This window comes from Legionella sainthelensi (genome assembly GCF_900637685.1).
GTDB lineage: Bacteria > Pseudomonadota > Gammaproteobacteria > Legionellales > Legionellaceae > Legionella > Legionella sainthelensi.
In genome coordinates this window covers 3,077,342-3,098,428 of sequence record NZ_LR134388.1, presented here as the reverse complement: position 1 = coordinate 3,098,428, position 21,087 = coordinate 3,077,342, and the positions used below count along the sequence as shown (strand labels likewise).

Genomic DNA, 21,087 nt, shown 5'->3' with positions numbered 1-21,087 from the left:
TGTTAAGAGGGAGAATTTTCATGAAATCGCTAGTACCTTGGGTATGTTTGTTTGTTGCATCAGCCGGCCAACAAGCTTTTGCTGATGATTTCAGTGCTTATCGATTAGGCAACTATAATAATGCGATTGAACCATTGATGAGTCAATCAGGAAAAAATGCTGTTGCTGATTATTATTTAGGTCGAATTTACCTGTATGGATATGGTCAACTAAAAAACAATCAGCTTGCCATACGTTACTTTACCCAATCGGCGCAAAAAGGATACTTGCCTGCTATCTTACTCATGGCCAAGTATTCTTTATTACATGATAAAAATCCAGAGCAAGCTTTAGAGTGGTTTAAAAAAGCGGCGGATGCGGGTGATGTAGATGCCCAAATGTATACTGCAGCGGCATACATGTACGGAGTTGGCGTCAAGAAAAATACTGATATAGCAACTCGTTATTATATTAATGCAGCAAAAAATGGCAATTCAATTGCACAGTTTACTTTAGCAACGAATTTTATAGACAGTCGCAATACATCAAATCGTAAATTAGGCCTTATTTGGTTGAATAAGTCAGTTGCCAATAACAATCCTCAGGCTCTTACTAAGTTAGGTACTCTTTATATTGAAGGAAAATTAGTTGATAAAGATGAAAATAAAGGGGTTGAATTATTAAATCGAGCCGTATCTCAAGGTTTTGCTCCCGCAATGGTTGCTTTGGGAGAGTTGGCTTTAGAGCATGATCAAAAGGATCAAGCCCTTGAATGGTTTAATAAAGCAAGTAAGCAGCAGAATGATCGAGCATACTTAGACTTGGCTCATATTTATTTACAACCCAAAAGTCCACTTTATGATCCTAAAACAGCGTTTATGTGGACTTTAAAAGCAGCTCAAGATGGACTGCCTCAAGGTAAACGTGAATTGGCTGAAATGTACCAAAAAGGAATCGGAGTTGAGACGGATCCCAATATAGCAAAACAATGGGTGGACCAAGCCAATCAAGATGAGAGCTCAAAAAATCAAGAAGCAGCTTTGGCACAAGCTGCACTGTGGTTGAGTAATGGCGTGACGGATAAATTGGAGCAGACTGATTTCCAGATGCAAGGAATATTGAGTGCCTGGCAAAATCCATCTGTATTAGGTGATTTTTCTTATAATCAAGCTCCTAAATTGAAGAATGTGGTACGTCAATCTGTATTTAAACCTCAATTTGAATTGATTCAGCCCAATGATGTACCTATAACCAGTTTTTATGATGTGCTACTTCGTAAAAATCCTGATTTCCAATCTAATCAATGGACTTATCCTTTTTATCCTTTAAACAAGCAGTTAGCAGCTGCATTAAGGGAACATAGCCCTGTTTTTAATCAAACGAATCTACCTGTACCCTATATTGATGCAAATTATTATGATTATGATGATAATTCACAAGCGAGTATCTTAGATTTATGGACGAATGGTTGGCAAGCACAACTGAATTATATGTCTATTTTTACTAGCTTATACTCCAGAGCAATATTAGGTGATGCTCAAGCACAGTTTGAAATAGGTCAAATGTTTCAATACGGTATTGGCGTTGCTCAAAGTGATGCTTCTGCAATTATTTTTTATCAAAATGCAGCACAACAACAACATTTAGGCGCCGAGTACAATCTAGGCATGTTATATTTGCAACATGCTAAGGATAAAAATGATTATCAGCTTGCCTTAAATGATTTAACGGATGCAGCATTTAAGGGAAATAAAAAGTCTCAATATGTGCTTGCTAGAATTCTGACTCAAGGAGTAACGGGTCAGGATGGAACAGTATATATCGACCCTAATCAAGAACAGGCAACGTCTATGTTATATCTGGCTGCCGCTAATAATTACGGTCCTGCGGAATATGAATTAGCAGATAAGTTGGCACGACAAAATGATGATGCGTTAAGTGTCAATGTTAGAAAGCATAAAATAGCAATGATACGTCAGCTTTATCAAGGAGCTGCAGATCGTGGAGTATCTCAAGCTTTATTACCACTTGCTTTTTATAATGCAATGGATGAGGACAAACAACGACAAGATCAAGCGTTCCAAATTGCTAAAGAACAAGCATTAGCAGGTAGTAATGATGCAGCACTTTTGTTAGGTTTACTTTATGATCGAGGCATTGGGGTAGCAGCTGATCCTGGACAAGCAATCACTTGGTATCAACAATCAGGAAAAAATACCGTAAGCGATTTTATTTTGGGTACCTATGTAGCCGAAGGTAAAGGCATTGCTCAAGATACAGCAAAAGGAATGGAACAGTTACAAGAATCTGTTAATGATAAATTTTCTTATGCTGATTTCAATATGGCTGTATTACAAAAACAGATGGGGGTGGAGTTTTTACCTAATTTGATCCAAGCTTATCAGTTAGGAAATAGTCATGCCGGGATTGTTTTAGCTGATTATTATTTAATAGACAACTCTGACCCTCAAAAAATGCAGGAAGCGAAGCAAATTTACGCCGGTCTTGCTGAAAAAGGAGATCAGTACGCCCAATTGAAATTAGCCTATATGTTGGAGAAGGGTTTAGGCTCCGAGCCTGATTTAACTGAAGCACAACGTTGGTATACTGCTTCAGCGGAACAAGGAAACCCACTAGCCCAATACCTATTAGGCCAATTATATCAACTCGGTATTAATGGTGAACCTGACTATAAGTTAGCACAAGAGTGGTACCAAAAAGCAGCTACGGCATTGCCCGAAGCTTTAGTTGCATTAGGTTTTCTACATGAAACTGTTGATGATAATTATCCTAAGGCATTGAAAGAATATGAAAAAGCCGCTGCAAAAGGCGATGCTTTAGGGACATATGATTTAGGTTTAATGTATCTATATGGAAAAGGCATACCAATGGATTACCAAAAGGCTAGGGACTTCTTTGCTGAAGCAGCAAGTCAAGGAGTTCATGAAGCTATGAATCAATTGGGAACCATCTATTTTTATGGCTTAGGACAGGCTCGAGATACACAGCAAGCCTTAGCATGGTATAAAAAAGCAGCAGAAGCAGGAAATGCTAATGCACTTTATCAATTGGGGCTATTGTCTGAAACAGGTGTCATTACCAAGCTTGATTTTAATGACGCACTCAAATATTACCAGCAATCAGCAGATAAAGGTAATGAAAAGGCAATGTTGGCTTTAGCAAGAATGTATCATTACGGCTTAGGGGTTGAAAAAGATCCTAAAATGGCAGCAAGTTTTTATCAAAAATTAGCTGTACGTCAAAATGCTTATGCCCAATATCAATTGGGTACTTATTATTTGGACGGTACTGCAGGCGAGCGCTCAGTCTCTAAAGGCAAAGAATTATTGCAGCAAGCAAGTGATAATGGTAATTTGCAAGCACGCCAAGTTTTACAGCGATTAGAGGCACAAACTCAAGCACGGGTTAGTTTTATTGAGCCGGTGTTAATGAATAATGCGCCTGTAGCTGAAGGACAAACAGCTGATTTAATGTATCTGGAAGCGCTTAATGAGTGGAATCAAGGTGATGAAGTTTTATCACGAATGATTTTACAACGTTTAGTAACTCAATATCCTAACTTTACACCGGCAAAACGTGCTTTTGATCAATTGAATCAGGCACGATTAGTGAGTATTTATGGTTAACCTCTTAATTTTGTAGCATCAATTAGTCTGAATAGCATAGCGGGACTCGAAGAATCGATAGAGTGAATAATTCGAGTTCCACTCGCTTCGCCAAGATTACAAATCGCAACAACAAGTTAATTTTTGCAACCACCATACCAAAGACTCAAAATATCAGTGATTAATAAAAACGTGGTTTTTAATAGTCTCTCATGAAGGAAAATGATAATGGGCAGTGATAATACTAAGGATTTAGAATATCAAATTGGTATTTTCAAGGCTATTTATACAACGATGTATCGAGCTCAAGATAATATCCCTTTTTTTAAAACAAATTTTTTAGATAAAAAAGAGAATATGTCAGCAAAAGAATGGGAAATTGAAATAAAAAATCACTGCGAAAAAAATCCAACAAGCAGGACAGCAAAAGCATGGCAGCTAGCAGAAGAACATTTCGATAATTGCAATACATCAAATATAAGACTACTTAATGAAATGTATCATTATGTTTGCAAGCATAAAACACATTTTGGTGTTACCTTTTTTTCTTCACTGATAGAACCAGGACATTTGACCAAAGAAAAAATTGATGGGGCTGATTATTATAAGGACAGCGTACTTTGGGGCATCAAGTTTTGGCTTAATGTTGAAATTCATAAAATGCGCACTATGACATCAGCCAATAGATCATTTTCTGCAATCAGTTATGAGAAATCAGAAATGACGACACACCCGCATTTTTGATTCATGAAACTTCAGGTTATCTCGTTCTTTTGATATTTGTATGCTTTCACAGGGAAGCACATTTATGAAGAATCGGAGAGTAATAATCTGAATTTAAGAAAAAAGCGCAATATCCATGTATGCCGCTAAGCTAACTTGTTGTTGATATATTATAATATCATTATAATGTAATTATCATATGTATCGGTGAGGATATAACTATGTTAGCAATTCTAGAGGCAAATAAAGCAGGCCTCCTCCAGCCGAAGCACTGGCTCAATAATATTATTGCTGGAGTTATTGTAGGCGTTGTTGCTTTACCTCTGGCTATGGCGTTCGCAATTGCATCAGGAGCTAAACCAGAACAAGGGCTTTATACCGCCATTGTGGCTGGATTGTTTGTTTCGATATTTGGAGGGAGTCGACTTCAAATTGCAGGACCAACGGGTGCATTTATCGTTATTCTATCAGGTATTACTGCAAAATACGGTATTGAAGGGCTACAAATCGCAAGTATGATGGCGGGGGGGATGTTGTTGTTACTTGGTTTTGCTAAAATGGGAGCCATTATTAAATTTATACCTGATCCCGTAATCGTCGGTTTTACTGCAGGGATTGGCATTATTATCTGGGTGGGGCAATGGGGCGACTTTTTTGGCCTACCGGCTGTCACTGGAGATCACTTTCATACTAAATTGATTCATTTAATTCAAGTGCTCCCTCAGTTCCACTTAGCAACTACTTTGCTCGCCATTTTTGCAATTATTTTAGTTATCTACGGCCCTAAAGTGCCGATACTAAAGCGTGTTCCAGGACCTTTGGTGGCACTGGTTGTGACGACTTTAATTCAAGTAATATTCCAATTCCAAGGAATCAAAACAATTGGCTCTGCCTTTGGCGGAATTCCTCAGGGGATACCCGCATTTGCGCTCCCCTCAGTTACATGGGACAAAATCATTGAGTTGATTGGTCCTGCATTTACAATCGCGATGCTGGGTGCCATCGAATCGCTTTTATCAGCTGTGGTTGCTGATGGTATGGCTGGTACTCGACATGATTCAAATCAAGAGCTAGTCGGTCAGGGTTTGGCCAACATTGTAGCGCCTTTGTTTGGAGGGTTTGCAGCAACAGGGGCAATTGCACGAACGGCAACTAATATTCGTAATGGTGGGACAGGTCCAATTGCGGGTATTGTTCATTCAATTACTTTAATTATTATTTTATTGATATTGGCTCCTTTGGCGATCAATATTCCATTGGCTACATTGGCGGCCATACTTTTTGTGGTTGCTTGGAATATGAGTGAAGCGAGGCATTTTATTAAAATGCTACAACGAGCCCCTAGGGCCGATGTTGTGATTTTGCTGATTACATTTATATTGACTGTTTTTGCCGATCTGGTAGTCGCTGTTAATATTGGTGTCATTCTAGCCACACTACAGTTTCTTCGAAGAATGGCTACTAGCGTCGAAGTTCGTCAAGCCACGGAGCAGGAATTAGTGCAGGAGTTTGCTCATAAAGGTTTTATTACATTACCGCCTGGTGTGCTCGTGTTTGCAGTGGAAGGTCCTTTCTTTTTTGGGGCTGTCGAAAACTTTGAACGTGCTTTAGCCGGAACACATACTGATCCGCAACACCTTATTATTCGACTTAAATGGGTTCCATTTATCGATATAACAGGCTTGCAAACTTTAGAAGAGGTGATTAACGATTTACAAAGGCGTGGTGTCAATGTCATGTTGTCTGGCGCTAACGATCGGGTTAGGGGCAAATTGCAAAAATCTGGAATTATCGATTTGATTGGGGAAAAAAATAATTTTGATACTTTTGATGAAGCATTAGTTTTTCTAAAAGAAAGCATGCATGAATTAAGTGACACCTCCTCTTCTCATAAAACTGTTGTAAGCGACTTTACTCAAAATGTGCGGAACATAGATTAAGAAAATGTTTGATCATTAGTAGAGAAAAACAACTAATTTTTTTCTTGCGGATGATCCGTTATGTCTTTATCTTCTCTAAGATAATGGACTTCATACTTCTCAAGGTACTCTCGAATCAATTGTCTGACAACTTGAGATGGAGTTAGATCTTGGGAAGCGCATAGCCTCTCAAACGCTCGTTTTTTTCGCGGATCCATTAGTACGGTAAAACGCGCTGTTTTACTTTCCACTGATTATTGCTCTCATGTTTGTAGGTAATATCATATTATAATCACATTCTAAGTGTTGTAGATATATCACATTTTAGTAAGAAACAGGAAACGCTCATTGAATTATTACATAATGCACCCCACCAGGTTTTATCAAGTGTTGCAAGACGTTCGAATTGGCCCTGTTCATTGGTACACTGCTGCATCTCATGAAATAAATTCTTGCATCCTTGATAATATTTACTCAAAATATCTTTTGCTATACCTTGTTTTAAAATCATGTATCTAAATTCACATAACAGGGGTGTTGAGATGAAATATACGGTAACTTTTTGCGTATTTGATCATACTGTAGAAGGTAATCCCTTTTGGCATGGTTCTTTTTTTCTATCTAAATTGAATGAAAGCAAGCAGTTGCTCGAAGTTGCGGAGACCTGGGGTTTTTATGGTGTAACAAGTACAACTGATAGAAAAAGCTGGTGGGGTAAACTAAAAACTAAATTTGCTTTGGATGTTGATTTTCAAGGTAATCATGGAATACTCACTCATGAAGAGGTTCGATTTATGGATCTTGGTCATGGGTTGCATGGGTATACTTTCGAACTCACTGAGGAACAATTTAATGAGATACAAAAAAGATGCGCTAAGGCGGTAGCTGATCAAGAGGCTGCTATTAAGGAAATTGTAGGTTCTCAAACTCCATCAGATCCAGCACGAAAAGTGAGATTTTATAAAGAAGAACCAGTATCCAAACATATTTTTGAGATAGAAAAATATAAAGCAAAAATGGAGGGGCGTCCTTCTCGCTTAAAGCCATTTGATTTGCAGGTGTCATTTGGACTTTGGGGGCCAAGTCTTGAAAAATCTCATACTTGTAAAAGTGAAGCACTTAATCTATTGGAAGGAATATTGACAGAAGAACAACTCGAGCCTTTTAAAGCTACTTCCTTGCCTCGATTTATAAGTGGTTTAGAACCTATTCTGTTACATAGCACGGGTAAGCTGCGTACCCATACTCGAAGTTCTGGCAAAGAGGTTTTCTATCGTGACAGACACGATGAAGATGTTAAATTGTATTGGAGCGTTCCTCCTCAACATGTTGAAGCCTTGTCAGAAGATACAATAGATTTATTCTCCATAGATGAAGAATATATAGGCGAAGTTAAGAGTACTGTAAGTAAGTTACAGCGTTTGGAATGGTCATTAAGAAATGCATTTTTACCTACTGAATATCAAGAATATAAAGATAATTTGATTGATAAAGTTGTTGCCTGTTATAAAGTATTTGCTCTTGTGGAGCCTAAAAAAGATACAAAAATATCAGGATGGCAAGGATTTGCTCTTTCTCTATTTTCATTACCTAGAAGCAGAGAGGAGAAAAAATTACAAGATAAAATCAACCAGGCTAAAATGCTTTTAAATTCTATTTACATGGCAATCGTTGATGATTGGGCAATTGACAATAATTATCCCTCCGAAATGTCTGCCACTGAAACTGATGAAGATTATAACCCACTTGAAGCAGTCGTTTCTTATTTATCGGTTGATGATAAGAAAAAACTTTGCCAAATATTAGGACGCAGTTATATTGAGAGTGAAGCTGATGAAGACGTGAATGAAGAATCATTTCCTGCATCACTTGCAGTTCCAGCACAAAGATAGGTTTAAAAGAGCAATTTTTGGTGAAAAATTGCTCTTTTTATTTATGCTTAACATTTATAAAAATTCTTGTTTCACAATTCATTTAGTATCATAATCAAAAGCAATAATGTGTTTTTTTAAGCCAAGTTATTCTGGAGGAGTGAAAATAAGCTTTTTTTAGCGAGTTCTTACTGTTTCTCATAATAAGTATAAAGGTACTTTTCTTCTTAAAAAAAGAAAATATTGTTCATGGACGTTTATCAACTGATTCAATTAAATAAGCGCTAATTTAGTGAGGAAATAAACATGAGTACTAAATCGTTCGAGGACAAGAAGACTATGGCTAATCGCATACAGCAAAATTTTATTACAGCCGACGAAGAAGCAAAATCTTTTTGCACTAAGCTGGATGTGTTGCAAAGAGAGCTTTGCTCGGCAAAAACAAAAAAAGAATTTGATAATGTGGCCAAAAAATTAATTAGCCAAGGAAAAGAAGCACATCAATTTTTATCTAAATTGGCAACAGGGAAAGAGCAGGAGACTAGGTTAGCTTTAATATATGGTTCTAAATATGTAAGGCAGCTCTCAAAGTATATCGATATTACCAGAAATAACACTTTAGATCAAAACGATTCAGCTGCTCTTGAAGAAGCGTTGAAAAATTTAGCTGATGCTCAAAAGAATGAAGCTCGTGGCTTTATTAGGAGTTTAAAAGAACTGGAGATACTTTCAGAAACTCTTATGAGTCAAGAAGAGAAATTTAAAGAACGTCTTAGTCAAGCGGATTCAGCAGATGTGATTGATATAATTGAGGCTGAAATTTTGAAGAAGAATAATATTATTGAAGGCTCTTTGAATCGGCTCATTTCTTACCCTCAAGATGAGGCTGTCGCTGGAGCTCTCGTCAACTTTTTGCAAAAAAACGAACGTCTTTTAAATATAATGCAATCTTTTGATATATACGCGTCCTTAGAAGATGATTTATCAAATGCAAGGACCGCGTTAACGGTGAATAATAGATCTTTAGGTGGTTAGATGAGTTGTCAATCGATTGCTTGTACACAATGTATAACCTCATAGAGCGGTTAGGATTATAGCCTTTGGGAGCAACGCTTGATTGGCTAATCGTTTGATTCAGGTGCCTAGGTAAGCAAAAGTTGTCAAAAGTGCCATCTTTTGCTTTTATATTTCGAGTACTAGCAAACATTGGCTATATTTTTCCGCTCATTTTAATTCATTGGGGTGTGTAGACAACCTACAGCCTAATTTCTAAAAAATAATTAATACAGCCTTAGCAAAACCCACTTAGTATTCCATCATGTAATGCGCCATTTATTTTATTCATTTTGATATCACTTAAAGTTAAGATTGATGTGCAAAAATAATACATAAAGGATAGATAATTATCTTTACTTAACTATTCTTGTGGCTAAAACCAACAAACTATTAAATAGTGAGGTCATTATGTTTGAGGAATTAATAAAAATTTTAGGGGATAAGGTAACAATCAACAAGAATATTAAGGACGCGATAACATTGAGCAAACATATTGCGTATCAAAAAAACATATCACCTATTTTATTTCTTTTAAAAAATGCACCAGCAAACAGTGTCGATGTAGTTGTTTGCAACCAAATAATGAATAAATTTAATAGAAATTGGGATTTTATATGTGGTGTTTATAATTTATTAATCGCTAAAGAAGTAGCAAATGAAGCAAGTATTAATAGTTTTATTACAATGGCAGGAAAAAATAGAAAGTTTGAAGCAGCAAAAAATGCTTTTGAGTTTGCTAAGACAAGGAAATTAATCAATGAGATTACATTTAATAGCTTCATTGTTGTTGCTGGGAGAAGTGGACAGTTCCATGCAGCACAAAATGCATTTGAGTTGGCCAAAAAATGGAAATTGACTAATGCAGTTACTTTCGCAACTTTTATTGCTGTGGCAGGAAAACATGGACAATTTGAAGTGGTGCAAGATACCTTTGAATTGGCAAAAAAATGTAAATTACTCAACGAAGCTGCTTTTTCTAGTTTTATTGATGCAGCAGGTAAAAACGGGCGGTTTGAATTGGCGTATAATGCTTTTGCATTAGCTAATCACTATGAATTGGCTAATGAAGTCACTTTTGCAAGTTTCATCGATGCGGCAGGTAAAAACGGACGATTTGAAATAGCGCAAAATACTTTTGAATTGGCTAAAATCAGAAACTTGGCAAATCAGGTTACTTTTAATAGTTTCATTAATGCAGCAGGAAAGAATAGGCAGTTTGCAGCAGCCCAAAGTGCATTTGCACAAGCCCAAGAAAAAAAATTGCTTGATCCAGTCACGTTCGCAAGTTTTATTGATTTAGCAGGAAAAATTGGAGAATTTGAAGCCGCTCAAAATGCATTTGAGTTAGCTAAAGAATGGAAACTAGCCAATGAGGTTACCTTTAACTGTTTCATTAACATAGCGGGAAAAAATAGACAGTTTGATGCAGCACAAAGAGCTTTTGAATTAGCCAGAGAAATGAGATTGGCTAATGCAATCACATTTACTAGTTTCATTGACATAGCTGGAAAAAATGGACAGCATAAAGCGGCGCAGAAAGCGTATAAATTAGCTAGAGAATGGAAATTAACGGAGCATTCGACAGGCGTTTAAGTAGAGTGTTGTACTAAACTTTGATGCAGCTCCAATGCATTTTCAATTTAATTTGGATGTGATAATTACTCGGTTGATTATCAGAAGACTCATTATTCCGAGCAAGAAAACTTTTGGATTAAAACGCTGAGATTGCTTAGCTAGTTTGCTATATATAATCAACGAACTGGCATGTCACCAGTTCGCGGTTTTATAAAAATGCAATATTACGCAGACATTGCTTTTACACGTGCTACTAAACGGCTTTTAATTCGTGCAGCTTTATTTTTATGAATCAAACCTTTCCCTGCAGCTTTGTCAATAACAGGCTGAGCTTTAGTATAGGCTGCATGAGCAGCTTCTTTATCACCTGATTCAACAGCTTTAAGCACATTTTTGATGTAAGTGCGGAACATAGAACGTGCACTTGCATTATGTTGACGCAGTTTAATGTTTTGGCGAGCGCGTTTGATTGCTGATTTAATATTTGCCACTTAAAAATCTCCACTCATTCAGTAGGTACAAAAGATGTTGATCATGCACAACAAGATATAAATTGTCAATATAATTTATTTGATTACTCCTGAGAAATCAAATTTTGATTCCTTTCTAACTAGATCAACTAAATGTATAAAATCCTTATTTCTTCAGGGTAGATTTTAAGGACATGTTTTTTGCCCAATGCTCTTTATTGTGTTTCGTTTTTGAGGCCTCTATAATTGCATCGCACATTCCATCCATAATTTACAGGATATCTATGAATACCAGTATTGAAGAAACTTCGATAGACAAACCTACAGTAGAAGATTACTCACGAATAATGAATTTTATAGGACAAAATTTATATTCTTCTTTAGTCGAATCTATGGAAAAACTACCTCCTCATTTCCGTAATCAAAAAATGATTTGTAATGCATTATCTGCATTTTTAGTAAATGTTATTTATCAACAGTCTTCTGGAAATAGTGAGTCATGCCAAAAAATCTTTGGGGAAATTACTGAAATTATCGAAAGCCAATTAAATAACATTGCCCTGGCTACCAAGGCACACTCATAACAGAGTCAGGTTTATTTAGGTGCAGCATAAAAGACATTTTATGCTGTTCATGTTGGTCAATAGAGCAAAGATAAAAATATCGAATTCTTTGAGTGACGTTTGATTTTACTTTATTTGTTTCTGAGTGATGAATGATTGCTTCGCATCTCATGCATTATAAGATTATGTAAGAGAATGGATTTAGGTATATCATAAGATATCTTTCGTTTTACTTTAAAAATTATGTCAGCAACAGATGCAGAAATTATGGTACCTAAACGACAAAGCTTATTGCGCTCAACCACGCTAGTATCAGTGATGACTTTTATTTCACGTGTTGTTGGTTTTGTGCGTGATATGGTGCTTGCTAATTTTTTTGGTGCTCAAGCAGGTATGGATGCTTTTTTGTTGCATTTCGCATTCCTAATTTTATGCGTCGTTTATTTGCTGAAGGGGCATTCGCCCAAGCATTTGTTCCGGTACTTGCAGAGTATCAAAAAACACGTACTCCAGAGGATGTACGTCTTTTTATTGCTCGTATTGCTGGGTATCTAGGATCTATTCTGAGTGTTGTTACTTTAATCGGTATAGTTGCTGCGCCTGTAATTATCTTTTTGTTTGCTCCTGGATTTAACCATGATAGTAGTCGCGCAGTATTGGCTACGGAAATGTTGCGAATCACTTTTCCGTTTTTAATGCTGGTTTCGTTAACGGCTATGGCTGGAGCAGTATTAAATACTTATGGATACTTTGCAATTCCTGCATTTACTCCTGTATTGCTTAATATCTGCATGATTCTTGCGGCGATTTATTTATGCCCTCATTTACCAACCCCGGTAGTAGGTTTGGCGTGGGGGGTACTTATTGCGGGGATTATACAATTAATTTTTCAAATTCCTTTTTTGCATCAACGTAGTTTACTGGTAAGACCCCGTGTAGTTAGAGATGATGCAGGAGTTAATAAAGTACTTAAATTAATGATCCCTGCTTTATTTGGTGTTTCTATAGCTCAGCTTAATTTAATGGTTGATAGTATTTTTGCATCTTTTCTAAAAGTGGGAAGTGTTTCTTGGTTATATTACACCGATCGCCTCACTGATTTTCCATTAGGCGTTTTTGGAGTGGCTGTTGCTACAGTAATTTTGCCTCACTTATCTAGACGATATTCTGAACAAAGTATAAACCAATATTCGAGTGCCTTAGATTGGGGATTACGATTAATTCTGCTGATTGGAATTCCTGCAGGCTTGGGGTTGTGCTTATTTGCAATGCCTTTAATCGCCAGTTGTTTTGCATATGGCAAATTTACAGCCTATGATGTGCTGCAAACCCAAAAGAGCTTAATTACTCTTGGAGCAGGTGTTCCTGCTTTTATGATGGTTAAAGTTTTAGCTTCAGGTTTTTATGCACAGCAAGATATCAGTACTCCAGTTAAAGTGGGTGCTGTTTGTATGATAATGAATACTTTATTATGCTTTTTGTTTATTCGACATTTTGCTCATGCTGGCCTGACTTTGGCTTCAGCATTAGCAGGTTATATAAACTGCGGCAGTCTATTGTTTTTACTGATTAAACGTGGAGTATTCAAACCTTCTCCAGGGTGGTTAAAATACAGTATTCAATTAATATGTGCTAATATTGCAATTAGTGTTTATTTAATTTTCACGACTGAAACAGTAAGCTACTGGCTTAGCTTTTCTCCAATAAAACGTTTAAGTGTGTTATCACTACATGTATTGGTGGCAGTAGTCATTTATTTGTTGGTTTTAGGGTTAACAGGGTTAAGAGCTTCTCATTTTCGTGGCCAAGTGAAGGAATAAGAAATATGCAAGCAAAATTATTTTATGAAACTCAGAGTGATAGAGCTATTCCTCTTTATTTGATTTCACAGGGGCAGTGGGAAGAACAGAGTTGCAAGCTAACGTCTGCAGAACGAAATTGTTTTGCTTTATATCAATTTAAGGGAAACATAGGCGATTCTTGTACCATGTTTAATGCAGATGGTCTCATTGAGAAAGTTTATATAGGCTGCGGGGAGGACAATCAGGCTCAAGCTATGGCAAACGCGGCGTTAGTACTTCCTCCTAATACCTATAAGGTCCAAGGTTTTTGTTCTCAGGAAGCATTAATGAATTGGGCTTTAGCACAATATTGTTTTGAAGCTTATAAAAAAAACGAAAATAAGCCACGGATTCTGGTGATCAACTCAGATGAGGTAAATGATCTTTTAAATTTAGTACAAGCCCAATTTTTAGTTCGAGATTTAATTAATAAGCCAACGAGTGATTTAGGCCCCAAAGAGATGGCTGAAGTGGTTGAGCAATTAGCTAATACACATAATGCACAATTTAAACAATGGGTAGGAGACGAATTACTCACGGATAATTTTCCAGCCATTCATGCTGTAGGGCGCGCTTCCAAGTCTGCACCACGTTTGTTGTCTTTAACTTGGGGTGATGAGAGCCATCCTCGTGTTACTCTGGTAGGAAAAGGGGTATGTTTTGATAGCGGCGGTTTGGACATTAAATCAGCCTACGGAATGCGTCTGATGAAGAAAGACATGGGGGGCGCTGCCCATGTAATTGGCCTGGCGCAGTGGGTTATGACGCGTAATTTACCTGTTCGATTACACCTGTTGATTCCTGCAGTAGAAAACTCTATAGGACCTGATGCATTTAGACCCGGGGATGTTTTAACCATGCGCAACGGTTTAACTGTAGAAATACACAATACTGATGCAGAAGGACGTTTGATTTTGGCTGATGCTCTAGTGAAAGCATGTGAAGAACAACCTGATTTATTAATCGACTTTGCTACGTTAACAGGTGCTGCCCGAGTTTCAGTGGGAAGTGAAATTGCCGCCTTTTTTACGAATAACAATAAGCTTGCTGCAGAAGTGAGTGATGTTTCTATGAAAGCACTTGATCCTGTTTGGCGTTTGCCGTTATTTGATGCCTATGAAGAGATTCTTCGTTCTAATGTTGCCAATTTAAGCAATGCAAGTGATCATCCATATGCAGGAGCAATTGTTGCAGGTTTATTTTTGCAGCGATTTGTGTCAAAGACTATCCCATGGATCCATCTTGATATTATGGCATGGAATTTAAGCAGTAAGCCTGGTAAACCAGAGGGTGGTGAGGCAATGGGTTTTCGTTCAATTGCGGCATATTTGCTACAAACTTACGGATAATTACAGGATGAGACAAATTAAAAGGAGATTTTGATGTTAGTTACGTTTCACACTGATGCTTATGAAGACATTATGTATTTTGAGGATATAGCCAAGCGTCTGCTCTTTTTAATGGGGCATAGTGGTGCAATCCCAGGCGCAATCAAATCTGAAGATCTTCCTGATGCTTTGAAAAGATTACAGTCGAGCCTAGGCAAAGAGGAAAAAGTAGTAGACGATGATGAGGAAAATGAGGCACAAATCAGTTTGAAAAAACGTGCAGTTCCTTTAATTAGTTTATTACAAGCAGCCATTAAAAAGGATAAAGACGTGCTATGGGATTAATCACTTAAGCTGAATTAGTTTAGACCTAATCTGACACAAGTACTTGAAAAAGTGAGAGTTTCCGGTTTTGATAGAAGTGCGAACTTTAAACAAAACCAAGAGGAAAACTCTCATGATAGATAATACAGTTAAAATAATTAAACATAAAGTTGGTCTTCTAAATCTTGCAGAAGAATTAGGAAATGTGTCGAAAGCATGCAAGGTAATGGGCTTATCCAGAGATACATTTTACCGTTATAAGTCAGCAGTAGAAGAAGGTGGAGTTGAAGCTTTATTTGATCAAAGCCGAAGAAAACCGAATGTTAAAAATCGAGTAGATGAATCTATTGAAGAAGCAGTAAAAGCATATGCTATTGAGTTCCCTGCGCATGGCCAGCAACGCACTAGCAATGAGCTTCGCAAACAAGGTATTTTTGTTTCTGGTAGTGGCGTACGGAGTGTTTGGCTACGACATCAGTTAGCTAATTTTAAAGACCGTTTAAAAGCTCTAGAAGACAAAGTAGCTTCTGAGGGCATCATTTTGACAGAGGCTCAAGTTATTGCTTTAGAGAAGAAGAAATTTGACGATGAGGCTTGCGGTGAAATAGACACAGCTCATCCTGGTTACTTAGGTTCCCAAGATACTTTTTATGTTGGCACATTAAAAGGCGTCGGTCGCGTCTACCAGCAAACCTTTGTAGATACCTATAGCAAAGTAGCTTTCGCTAAGCTTTATACGACTAAAACGCCAATCACCTCAGCAGATATCCTTAATGACAAGGTTTTGCCTTTCTTTGAACAGTACGCGTTACCAATGCTACGCATTTTAACCGATAGAGGAACAGAATATTGTGGCAAGGTGGAGCAACATGATTACCAGCTTTATTTAGCCATCAACAATATTGATCACACAAGAACCAAAGCAAACTCACCACAAACCAATGGAATCTGTGAACGTTTCCATAAAACGATTTTACAGGAATTTTATCAGGTTACATTTCGTAAGAAAATTTATGAAACAATGGAGGAATTACAAAAAGATCTGGACGAATGGCTACAATATTATAATAATGAGCGAACTCATCAGGGTAAAATGTGTTGTGGGCGGACACCAATGCAAACGTTGATGGATAGCAAACAAATCTGGATGGAAAAATTTATAAACTAAATTTGACCTGACAGACACTTCTTGAAAAACCGGCAACTGTCAGATCAAGTTTGAACTACTACACTTAAGCACCCAGCAGGGGCATTTGGTCTCAAAGAGCGTCTCGTAAGATAAAGTCATTCATGGATTGATTACCTTATGATTAGGAGCAATCTTTTTGTTTTGAATTGATTATAACTAAGAGTATTGAAGACCTTGATCAAGCTCTTTATTTTTATCCAAATTTTCTTCTCTTTTACTACCACTGCCATGCTCTTGAGTGCTGCCGAGATCAATTCGCTTGGAACTACTTGATGGTGCTCCTAATAAAATATCACCTTTTTCTTTTTTCGCTGATAGGTCTTTTTCAAGCGACTGGTTAAATCCACTGGCAAGACCTGAAAAACCACCAAATAATGCTCCTTTCATTGTGCTTTCTATGGTTGAAAATCCTTTTCCTTCTTTAAATCCTTCTGCCATGCCTTTGAAACAACCGAGTAATCCATTTGCCGTACTTGTAGCAAATGCTTTGGTTAGACTAAATAGTTTAGAAGGTAAAGAAGTCTGGGAATCATCTAAAATAGCATTAAAATTTTTTGTTGCACTAACCACCTCTTTTCCTAATTTCTCTAGAGCTTTGGCTCCCTCTAAACCACCAAATTTTTGAGGAGAGCTAAAATCATGGATCACTTCTAATGCTGTATGCATTAATGCTGAACCAGCGCTAGTTAGAGATAAGACCCGTAATGAGCCAACAATTTCGTCACACTTCTCTGGTTTACTATTTAATCGGGTTTCTAGTTCAGATAAATATTTCCCTTCTTCCTTTAAAATTTCAATTCGTGCTTTATTGGCTTCAAGTGCAGGGTCTGACTTGTTTTCAATTTTTTTATAAAGCGCTAGGAGCTCCTTACCATGTTCCATTCTGAGGTTGTCGATCATTTTTCTTGCTTTCTTATCCTCATTCAGAAAGGAGTCTGCAACCCCACCTGCTCCTCCTAATGCTGCACCCATAGTCGCTCCTTTGAACACACCTCCCATCGTTTTAGAAAACCCATCATTTTCAACGAAACCTTGACGCACTCCTTTACTTGCTCCAATTACTGTATCTAAACAGGTAGTTACAACTGCTTTCATGCAAGTCGATAACTTATTACCCATAGACCTGGAAGTATCGAAAGTCATATCGTCAAAAGTTTCACCAATACGTCTCGTTTCACTGGATAATTGAGTCAAAAAGGAAGGATTACTTTCTTTGGCTGTGAGTGTCAGATTAATACTATCAACAAGAAAATTCGTTTTATCTAAATTTTTTTTTATAGTTTGCAGATCTTTTAAAGCATGTTCTGGATTACTACTTAATTCCTTTAAACGAGAAGTTGTTTCTATACATAAATTTTCAATATCTGTTTTCAATTGCTTAGGTAGATTAGGACTCATTGCTTTTTGCTGCAACTCTTCTTGAGCGCTTTTTATTTGCCTTAATAATTGTTCTGTATCAGGAGGAGGCATTACTTATCTCGGAACATTAAAACATCATATGTAAATTATAGGATAAGTTCTCCTGTGTCGCGTAAATAATTGAAGGATCGCTTTTCTGTTTTGTTCGGTTGAAGAAAAGGCACTCTATGAGTAAATCTGTTGCGAATATAATAAAAATTGACGTGAGATCCTCTGCTGAATAAGAATATTGCTCTCCTTTATATCGATTTATTAACAAGTTATTGAAATAATCTATTTCATTATATGTGTATACAATGCACACCCATTCGCCTTATAGCTTCTATAATGAGCGCGACTTTGTTCTTTTTCAGTCTCACTATTAAGGACTATTTCCATGATTCGCTTAAACTTAGTGTAAAAGGGAGGAATATTATTGGAAAGGTTTAACAAAATATCATTAAATCCTCTAGGTTCCCGCTCGTATCCAATTTGAATAGGGGGAGGAGGCTCGGGTCCCTCGCCTTGCAGATGATGGGGAATAAAGCTGTCTTCTTTGAAAGTCCATAAGAGTTCATCAAGCGACTCAGCATCTTCTTTATCAGTGCACAAGACATAAACCTTATGTCCTTTAGCATAAGCTTTTTCCAAGAGGCGGCATGCGAGTAACCAACGAGCGTGATGTTGCTCATTGGCTAACAGGTAAAAATCAACGCGAATTTGCAGCATAGCGTAATATTTGAATTAATAAAGGAACAGGTCGGCCAGTGGCATTACGATTTTTACCAAAAATCCAAGCAGTGCCTGCAATATCTATATGGGCCCAACGATAGTTTTCGGTAAAACGGGATAAGAAACATGCAGCAGTAACACTACTCGCCGTTCTATCAAAACCCGCATTGATCATATCTGCTAACGGGCTTTCAAGCGCATCTTGGTAAGCGTCATCTAAGGGCATACGCCATACCCGGTCATTACTTTCTTTCGCAGCTTTTTCTATGAGTTGTGCTAGTTCTTCATCTTGAGTCATAAACCCTGATGCGACCGTACCCAGAGCGACAATAATTCCGCCTGTTAGAGTAGCAACGTCAATGACAAATTCAGGCTTATAGCGTTCAGCATAAGTGAGCGCATCTGCTAATACTAGACGGCCTTCCGCATCGGTATTGATAATTTCAACAGTTTGTCCAGACATGCTAGTAACAATGTCCCCTGATTTAACTGACGTACTGCTTACCATATTTTCAGCGCTGGCAATTAAGCCAATGACATTTATAGGAAGTTTTAGTAGAGCACAGGCTTTAATTGCTCCAAGGACACTAGCGGCTCCAGACATATCATATTTCATTTCATCCATAGCATTAGCAGGTTTGATGGATAAGCCACCTGAATCAAAGGTGATGCCTTTTCCCACGAGAATAATCGGTGGATTATTTCCTGCTCCTTGATAGTGAATGTCTATAAGTTTTGGTGGTTGAGCTGAGCCTTGAGCGACTGCTAATAACGTTTCCATCCCCATTTCACGCATCTCTTCTGGGCCCATGACTTTACAGCTTATTTCTTGAGGAAACTCTTTTGCTAACAGAAATGCTTGCTCACCAAGATAGGTAGGAGTACAAATATTAGCGGGCATATTTGCTAAATGTCGGGTTAGCTCAACCCCGCTGGCAATGGCTTTACCGAGTTTGATCCCGTGTTCACTGGCATTAGGTAAATAAAAAGTAATTGTTTCTAGTTGATGTGGTTGTACCTTTTTCTTCTTGAAATCTAATAACTGATAACGCTGATTATCTATTAGGACAATCATCTGTTCCAGTTGTTGATCTGGGGAATAACCCATAATTTGTGGTATGTATAAAGTTGCAGAGTTGATACGATGTTTGATTAGAGCACCTATTACCTCTGTTAAGCGTTTTTGTAATTGGTTTGGATTGAATTTCTCTTTTTCACCACATTGTATTATTAATACACTCCCCTCGGAATTATGATGCCAAAGTAAGTCACCTGGTTCTGTTGCTTTGCGAATCAGTTTGAGCAGCAAGCCATGATGTTCTTTATCTATATTTAGGGCAAAATCAGTAGGCTCTGTATCAGAAAATATCCCAAGTACAAGACATTCACTTGCCGATAGAGAAGGTTTAGAAGTTAATCCGTAATTCATTATTGTGATCCTAAATGTTAAACAGCTGTTTTACAGTCTGTTAATGGTTTTTGAGGTAACACCACTTGAACATTGATGCCTTTTATCGTAGGGCTATCTAGGGTTTTTTCAAGGTACTCAATCAGTGGAACATCAACTACTTTGCCATATTCTGATGAAGCTTGTCGAAAGTATAATTGTCCTTTATTACGTATCGCGAATCCTAAATGTGAAATATTTAATGAAGTACCAATTTTTTGGCTGAGATCCCAATTGGGGCGAACTATTTCAATGATTGCTCCATTCGGAATTTGTGCAAATAAATGCATATTGGGTTTATTTTTTTCAGGAAACAATGCGGTGAGGGGTAAATAAGGAACTCGTTCTGAGGTAATTTCTAATTTGGAGCCCTCACTTTTCAACTTAAGAAGGCGTTCTTCAGTCGTTTCTTTAGTTGCATTTTCTAGTCTAATTGTATCAATGGTTTTATAGGCGTACCAATTGGGTTTATTAATAACGGCCTCGGCAATTTTAGCCACTGATTGATGGTTTTGATCTTTGAAACTTAGAGTAATATCTTTGAGGAGTCCGTTTTGTTGATTGTTTTGATTCCAATCTAAGCCTGTAAAATGATTGCGTTGTATGTAAGAAACAGTCCCGTTCTTATAACGTATATCTTTTACACATTGTTGAAATGATGTAAGCGAGTTTGCTAATGCTAAAGATAAAACAGTGTTGACATAGGTATCACAATCAAAGGCGTCAACTCTATATTGAGGAAATTGATCGTACAAAGCTTTAGGGCCTTCTCCTAGCGAGCCTAGTAAATAGCGTACCCCTAAAAACTGACCACTAAGCCAATCAATTCTTGCTGGCATGGAATTATTCGGCATGCTATTTAGTCTGTGGTATAGTTCTGCTATTGAGGAGTTAGCTTGTTTTTCAGTAGCACTGGAGTCAAAAGTATAACCAGCAACTGAAGCGCTCAAGCAGGTTATAAATACCAAATGTCTTAGAGGGGTAAATGTGTACTTCATGAGTTTTTTCAATTTAAAACCAAATAAAAAGCACATATTAACCTGTCC

General features: G+C 37.4%; 15 protein-coding genes and 2 pseudogenes. 11 read left to right on the top strand and 6 right to left on the bottom strand.

Going from position 1 to position 21,087, the window contains the following annotated elements:
- Window positions 1-20 precede the first annotated feature (20 nt).
- From EL220_RS13610 to EL220_RS13600, 3 genes are all read left to right on the top strand, one after another.
- Window positions 21-3,626, top strand: coding sequence for an SEL1-like repeat protein (locus EL220_RS13610; protein ID WP_027272040.1), 3,606 nt, complete (start codon window positions 21-23; stop codon window positions 3,624-3,626).
- A gap of 207 nt (window positions 3,627-3,833) precedes the next feature.
- Window positions 3,834-4,349: a hypothetical protein gene (locus EL220_RS13605; RefSeq protein WP_027272039.1), complete on the top strand. Its 516-nt coding sequence runs from the start codon at window positions 3,834-3,836 to the stop codon at window positions 4,347-4,349.
- Between the two features lie 200 nt (window positions 4,350-4,549).
- The gene (locus tag EL220_RS13600) at window positions 4,550-6,268 is read left to right on the top strand and encodes a SulP family inorganic anion transporter (protein WP_027272038.1); all 1,719 of its coding nucleotides are present in this window, start codon (window positions 4,550-4,552) and stop codon (window positions 6,266-6,268) included.
- Between the two features lie 32 nt (window positions 6,269-6,300).
- Here the strand turns inward: EL220_RS13600 and EL220_RS13595 are convergent, their stop codons facing one another.
- Window positions 6,301-6,498 (bottom strand): CopG family transcriptional regulator, encoded by a 198-nt coding sequence (locus tag EL220_RS13595; protein WP_027272037.1) that lies wholly within the window; start codon window positions 6,496-6,498, stop codon window positions 6,301-6,303.
- A gap of 291 nt (window positions 6,499-6,789) precedes the next feature.
- On the opposite strand from EL220_RS13595, the gene EL220_RS13590 reads away from it, so the two are divergent.
- From EL220_RS13590 to EL220_RS13580, 3 genes are all read left to right on the top strand, one after another.
- Window positions 6,790-8,139, top strand: a complete 1,350-nt coding sequence (locus tag EL220_RS13590) for a hypothetical protein (protein WP_027272035.1) — start codon at window positions 6,790-6,792, stop codon at window positions 8,137-8,139.
- Between the two features lie 318 nt (window positions 8,140-8,457).
- Window positions 8,458-9,153, top strand: coding sequence for a hypothetical protein (locus tag EL220_RS13585; protein WP_027272034.1), 696 nt, complete (start codon window positions 8,458-8,460; stop codon window positions 9,151-9,153).
- 429 nt (window positions 9,154-9,582) lie between these two features.
- Entirely contained in the window at window positions 9,583-10,767 is a 1,185-nt protein-coding gene (locus EL220_RS13580; RefSeq protein WP_027272033.1) for a hypothetical protein, read from the top strand.
- Window positions 10,768-10,973: 206 nt separating this feature from the next.
- On the opposite strand, the gene rpsT is transcribed toward EL220_RS13580, so the two are convergent.
- Window positions 10,974-11,240 carry a 30S ribosomal protein S20 gene (rpsT, locus tag EL220_RS13575; RefSeq protein ID WP_027272032.1) on the bottom strand — a complete coding sequence of 89 codons (267 nt, stop codon included), beginning with the start codon at window positions 11,238-11,240 and terminating at the stop codon, window positions 10,974-10,976.
- Between the two features lie 263 nt (window positions 11,241-11,503).
- On the opposite strand from rpsT, the gene EL220_RS13570 reads away from it, so the two are divergent.
- The 5 genes and pseudogenes from EL220_RS13570 (at window position 11,504) to EL220_RS13550 (ending at window position 16,468) form a co-directional block, all read left to right on the top strand.
- The gene (locus tag EL220_RS13570; protein WP_027272031.1) at window positions 11,504-11,803 is read left to right on the top strand and encodes a hypothetical protein; all 300 of its coding nucleotides are present in this window, start codon (window positions 11,504-11,506) and stop codon (window positions 11,801-11,803) included.
- 222 nt (window positions 11,804-12,025) lie between these two features.
- A pseudogene (gene murJ, locus EL220_RS13565) lies at window positions 12,026-13,602 on the top strand (murein biosynthesis integral membrane protein MurJ).
- A gap of 5 nt (window positions 13,603-13,607) precedes the next feature.
- Entirely contained in the window at window positions 13,608-14,972 is a 1,365-nt protein-coding gene (locus EL220_RS13560) for a leucyl aminopeptidase family protein (protein ID WP_027272029.1), read from the top strand.
- Window positions 14,973-15,005: 33 nt separating this feature from the next.
- A complete protein-coding gene (locus EL220_RS13555) occupies window positions 15,006-15,296 on the top strand; it encodes a DUF1840 domain-containing protein (protein WP_027272028.1) in 291 nt (96 codons plus the stop codon).
- Window positions 15,297-15,408: 112 nt separating this feature from the next.
- Window positions 15,409-16,468 (top strand): annotated as a pseudogene (locus EL220_RS13550) (IS481 family transposase).
- Window positions 16,469-16,620: 152 nt separating this feature from the next.
- On the opposite strand, the gene EL220_RS13545 reads toward EL220_RS13550, so the two are convergent.
- From EL220_RS13545 to EL220_RS13530, 4 genes are all read right to left on the bottom strand, one after another.
- The gene (locus EL220_RS13545; protein ID WP_027272344.1) at window positions 16,621-17,934 is read right to left on the bottom strand and encodes a hypothetical protein; all 1,314 of its coding nucleotides are present in this window, start codon (window positions 17,932-17,934) and stop codon (window positions 16,621-16,623) included.
- A gap of 222 nt (window positions 17,935-18,156) precedes the next feature.
- Window positions 18,157-18,591 (bottom strand): DNA polymerase III subunit chi, encoded by a 435-nt coding sequence (locus tag EL220_RS13540; RefSeq protein WP_027272345.1) that lies wholly within the window; start codon window positions 18,589-18,591, stop codon window positions 18,157-18,159.
- Window positions 18,572-20,023: a leucyl aminopeptidase gene (locus tag EL220_RS13535; protein WP_027272346.1), complete on the bottom strand. Its 1,452-nt coding sequence runs from the start codon at window positions 20,021-20,023 to the stop codon at window positions 18,572-18,574. The genes EL220_RS13540 and EL220_RS13535 overlap by 20 nt, the downstream gene beginning before the upstream one ends.
- 17 nt (window positions 20,024-20,040) lie before the next feature.
- The gene (locus EL220_RS13530) at window positions 20,041-21,039 is read right to left on the bottom strand and encodes an N-acetylmuramoyl-L-alanine amidase-like domain-containing protein (protein WP_027272347.1); all 999 of its coding nucleotides are present in this window, start codon (window positions 21,037-21,039) and stop codon (window positions 20,041-20,043) included.
- Window positions 21,040-21,087: the final 48 nt, after the last annotated feature.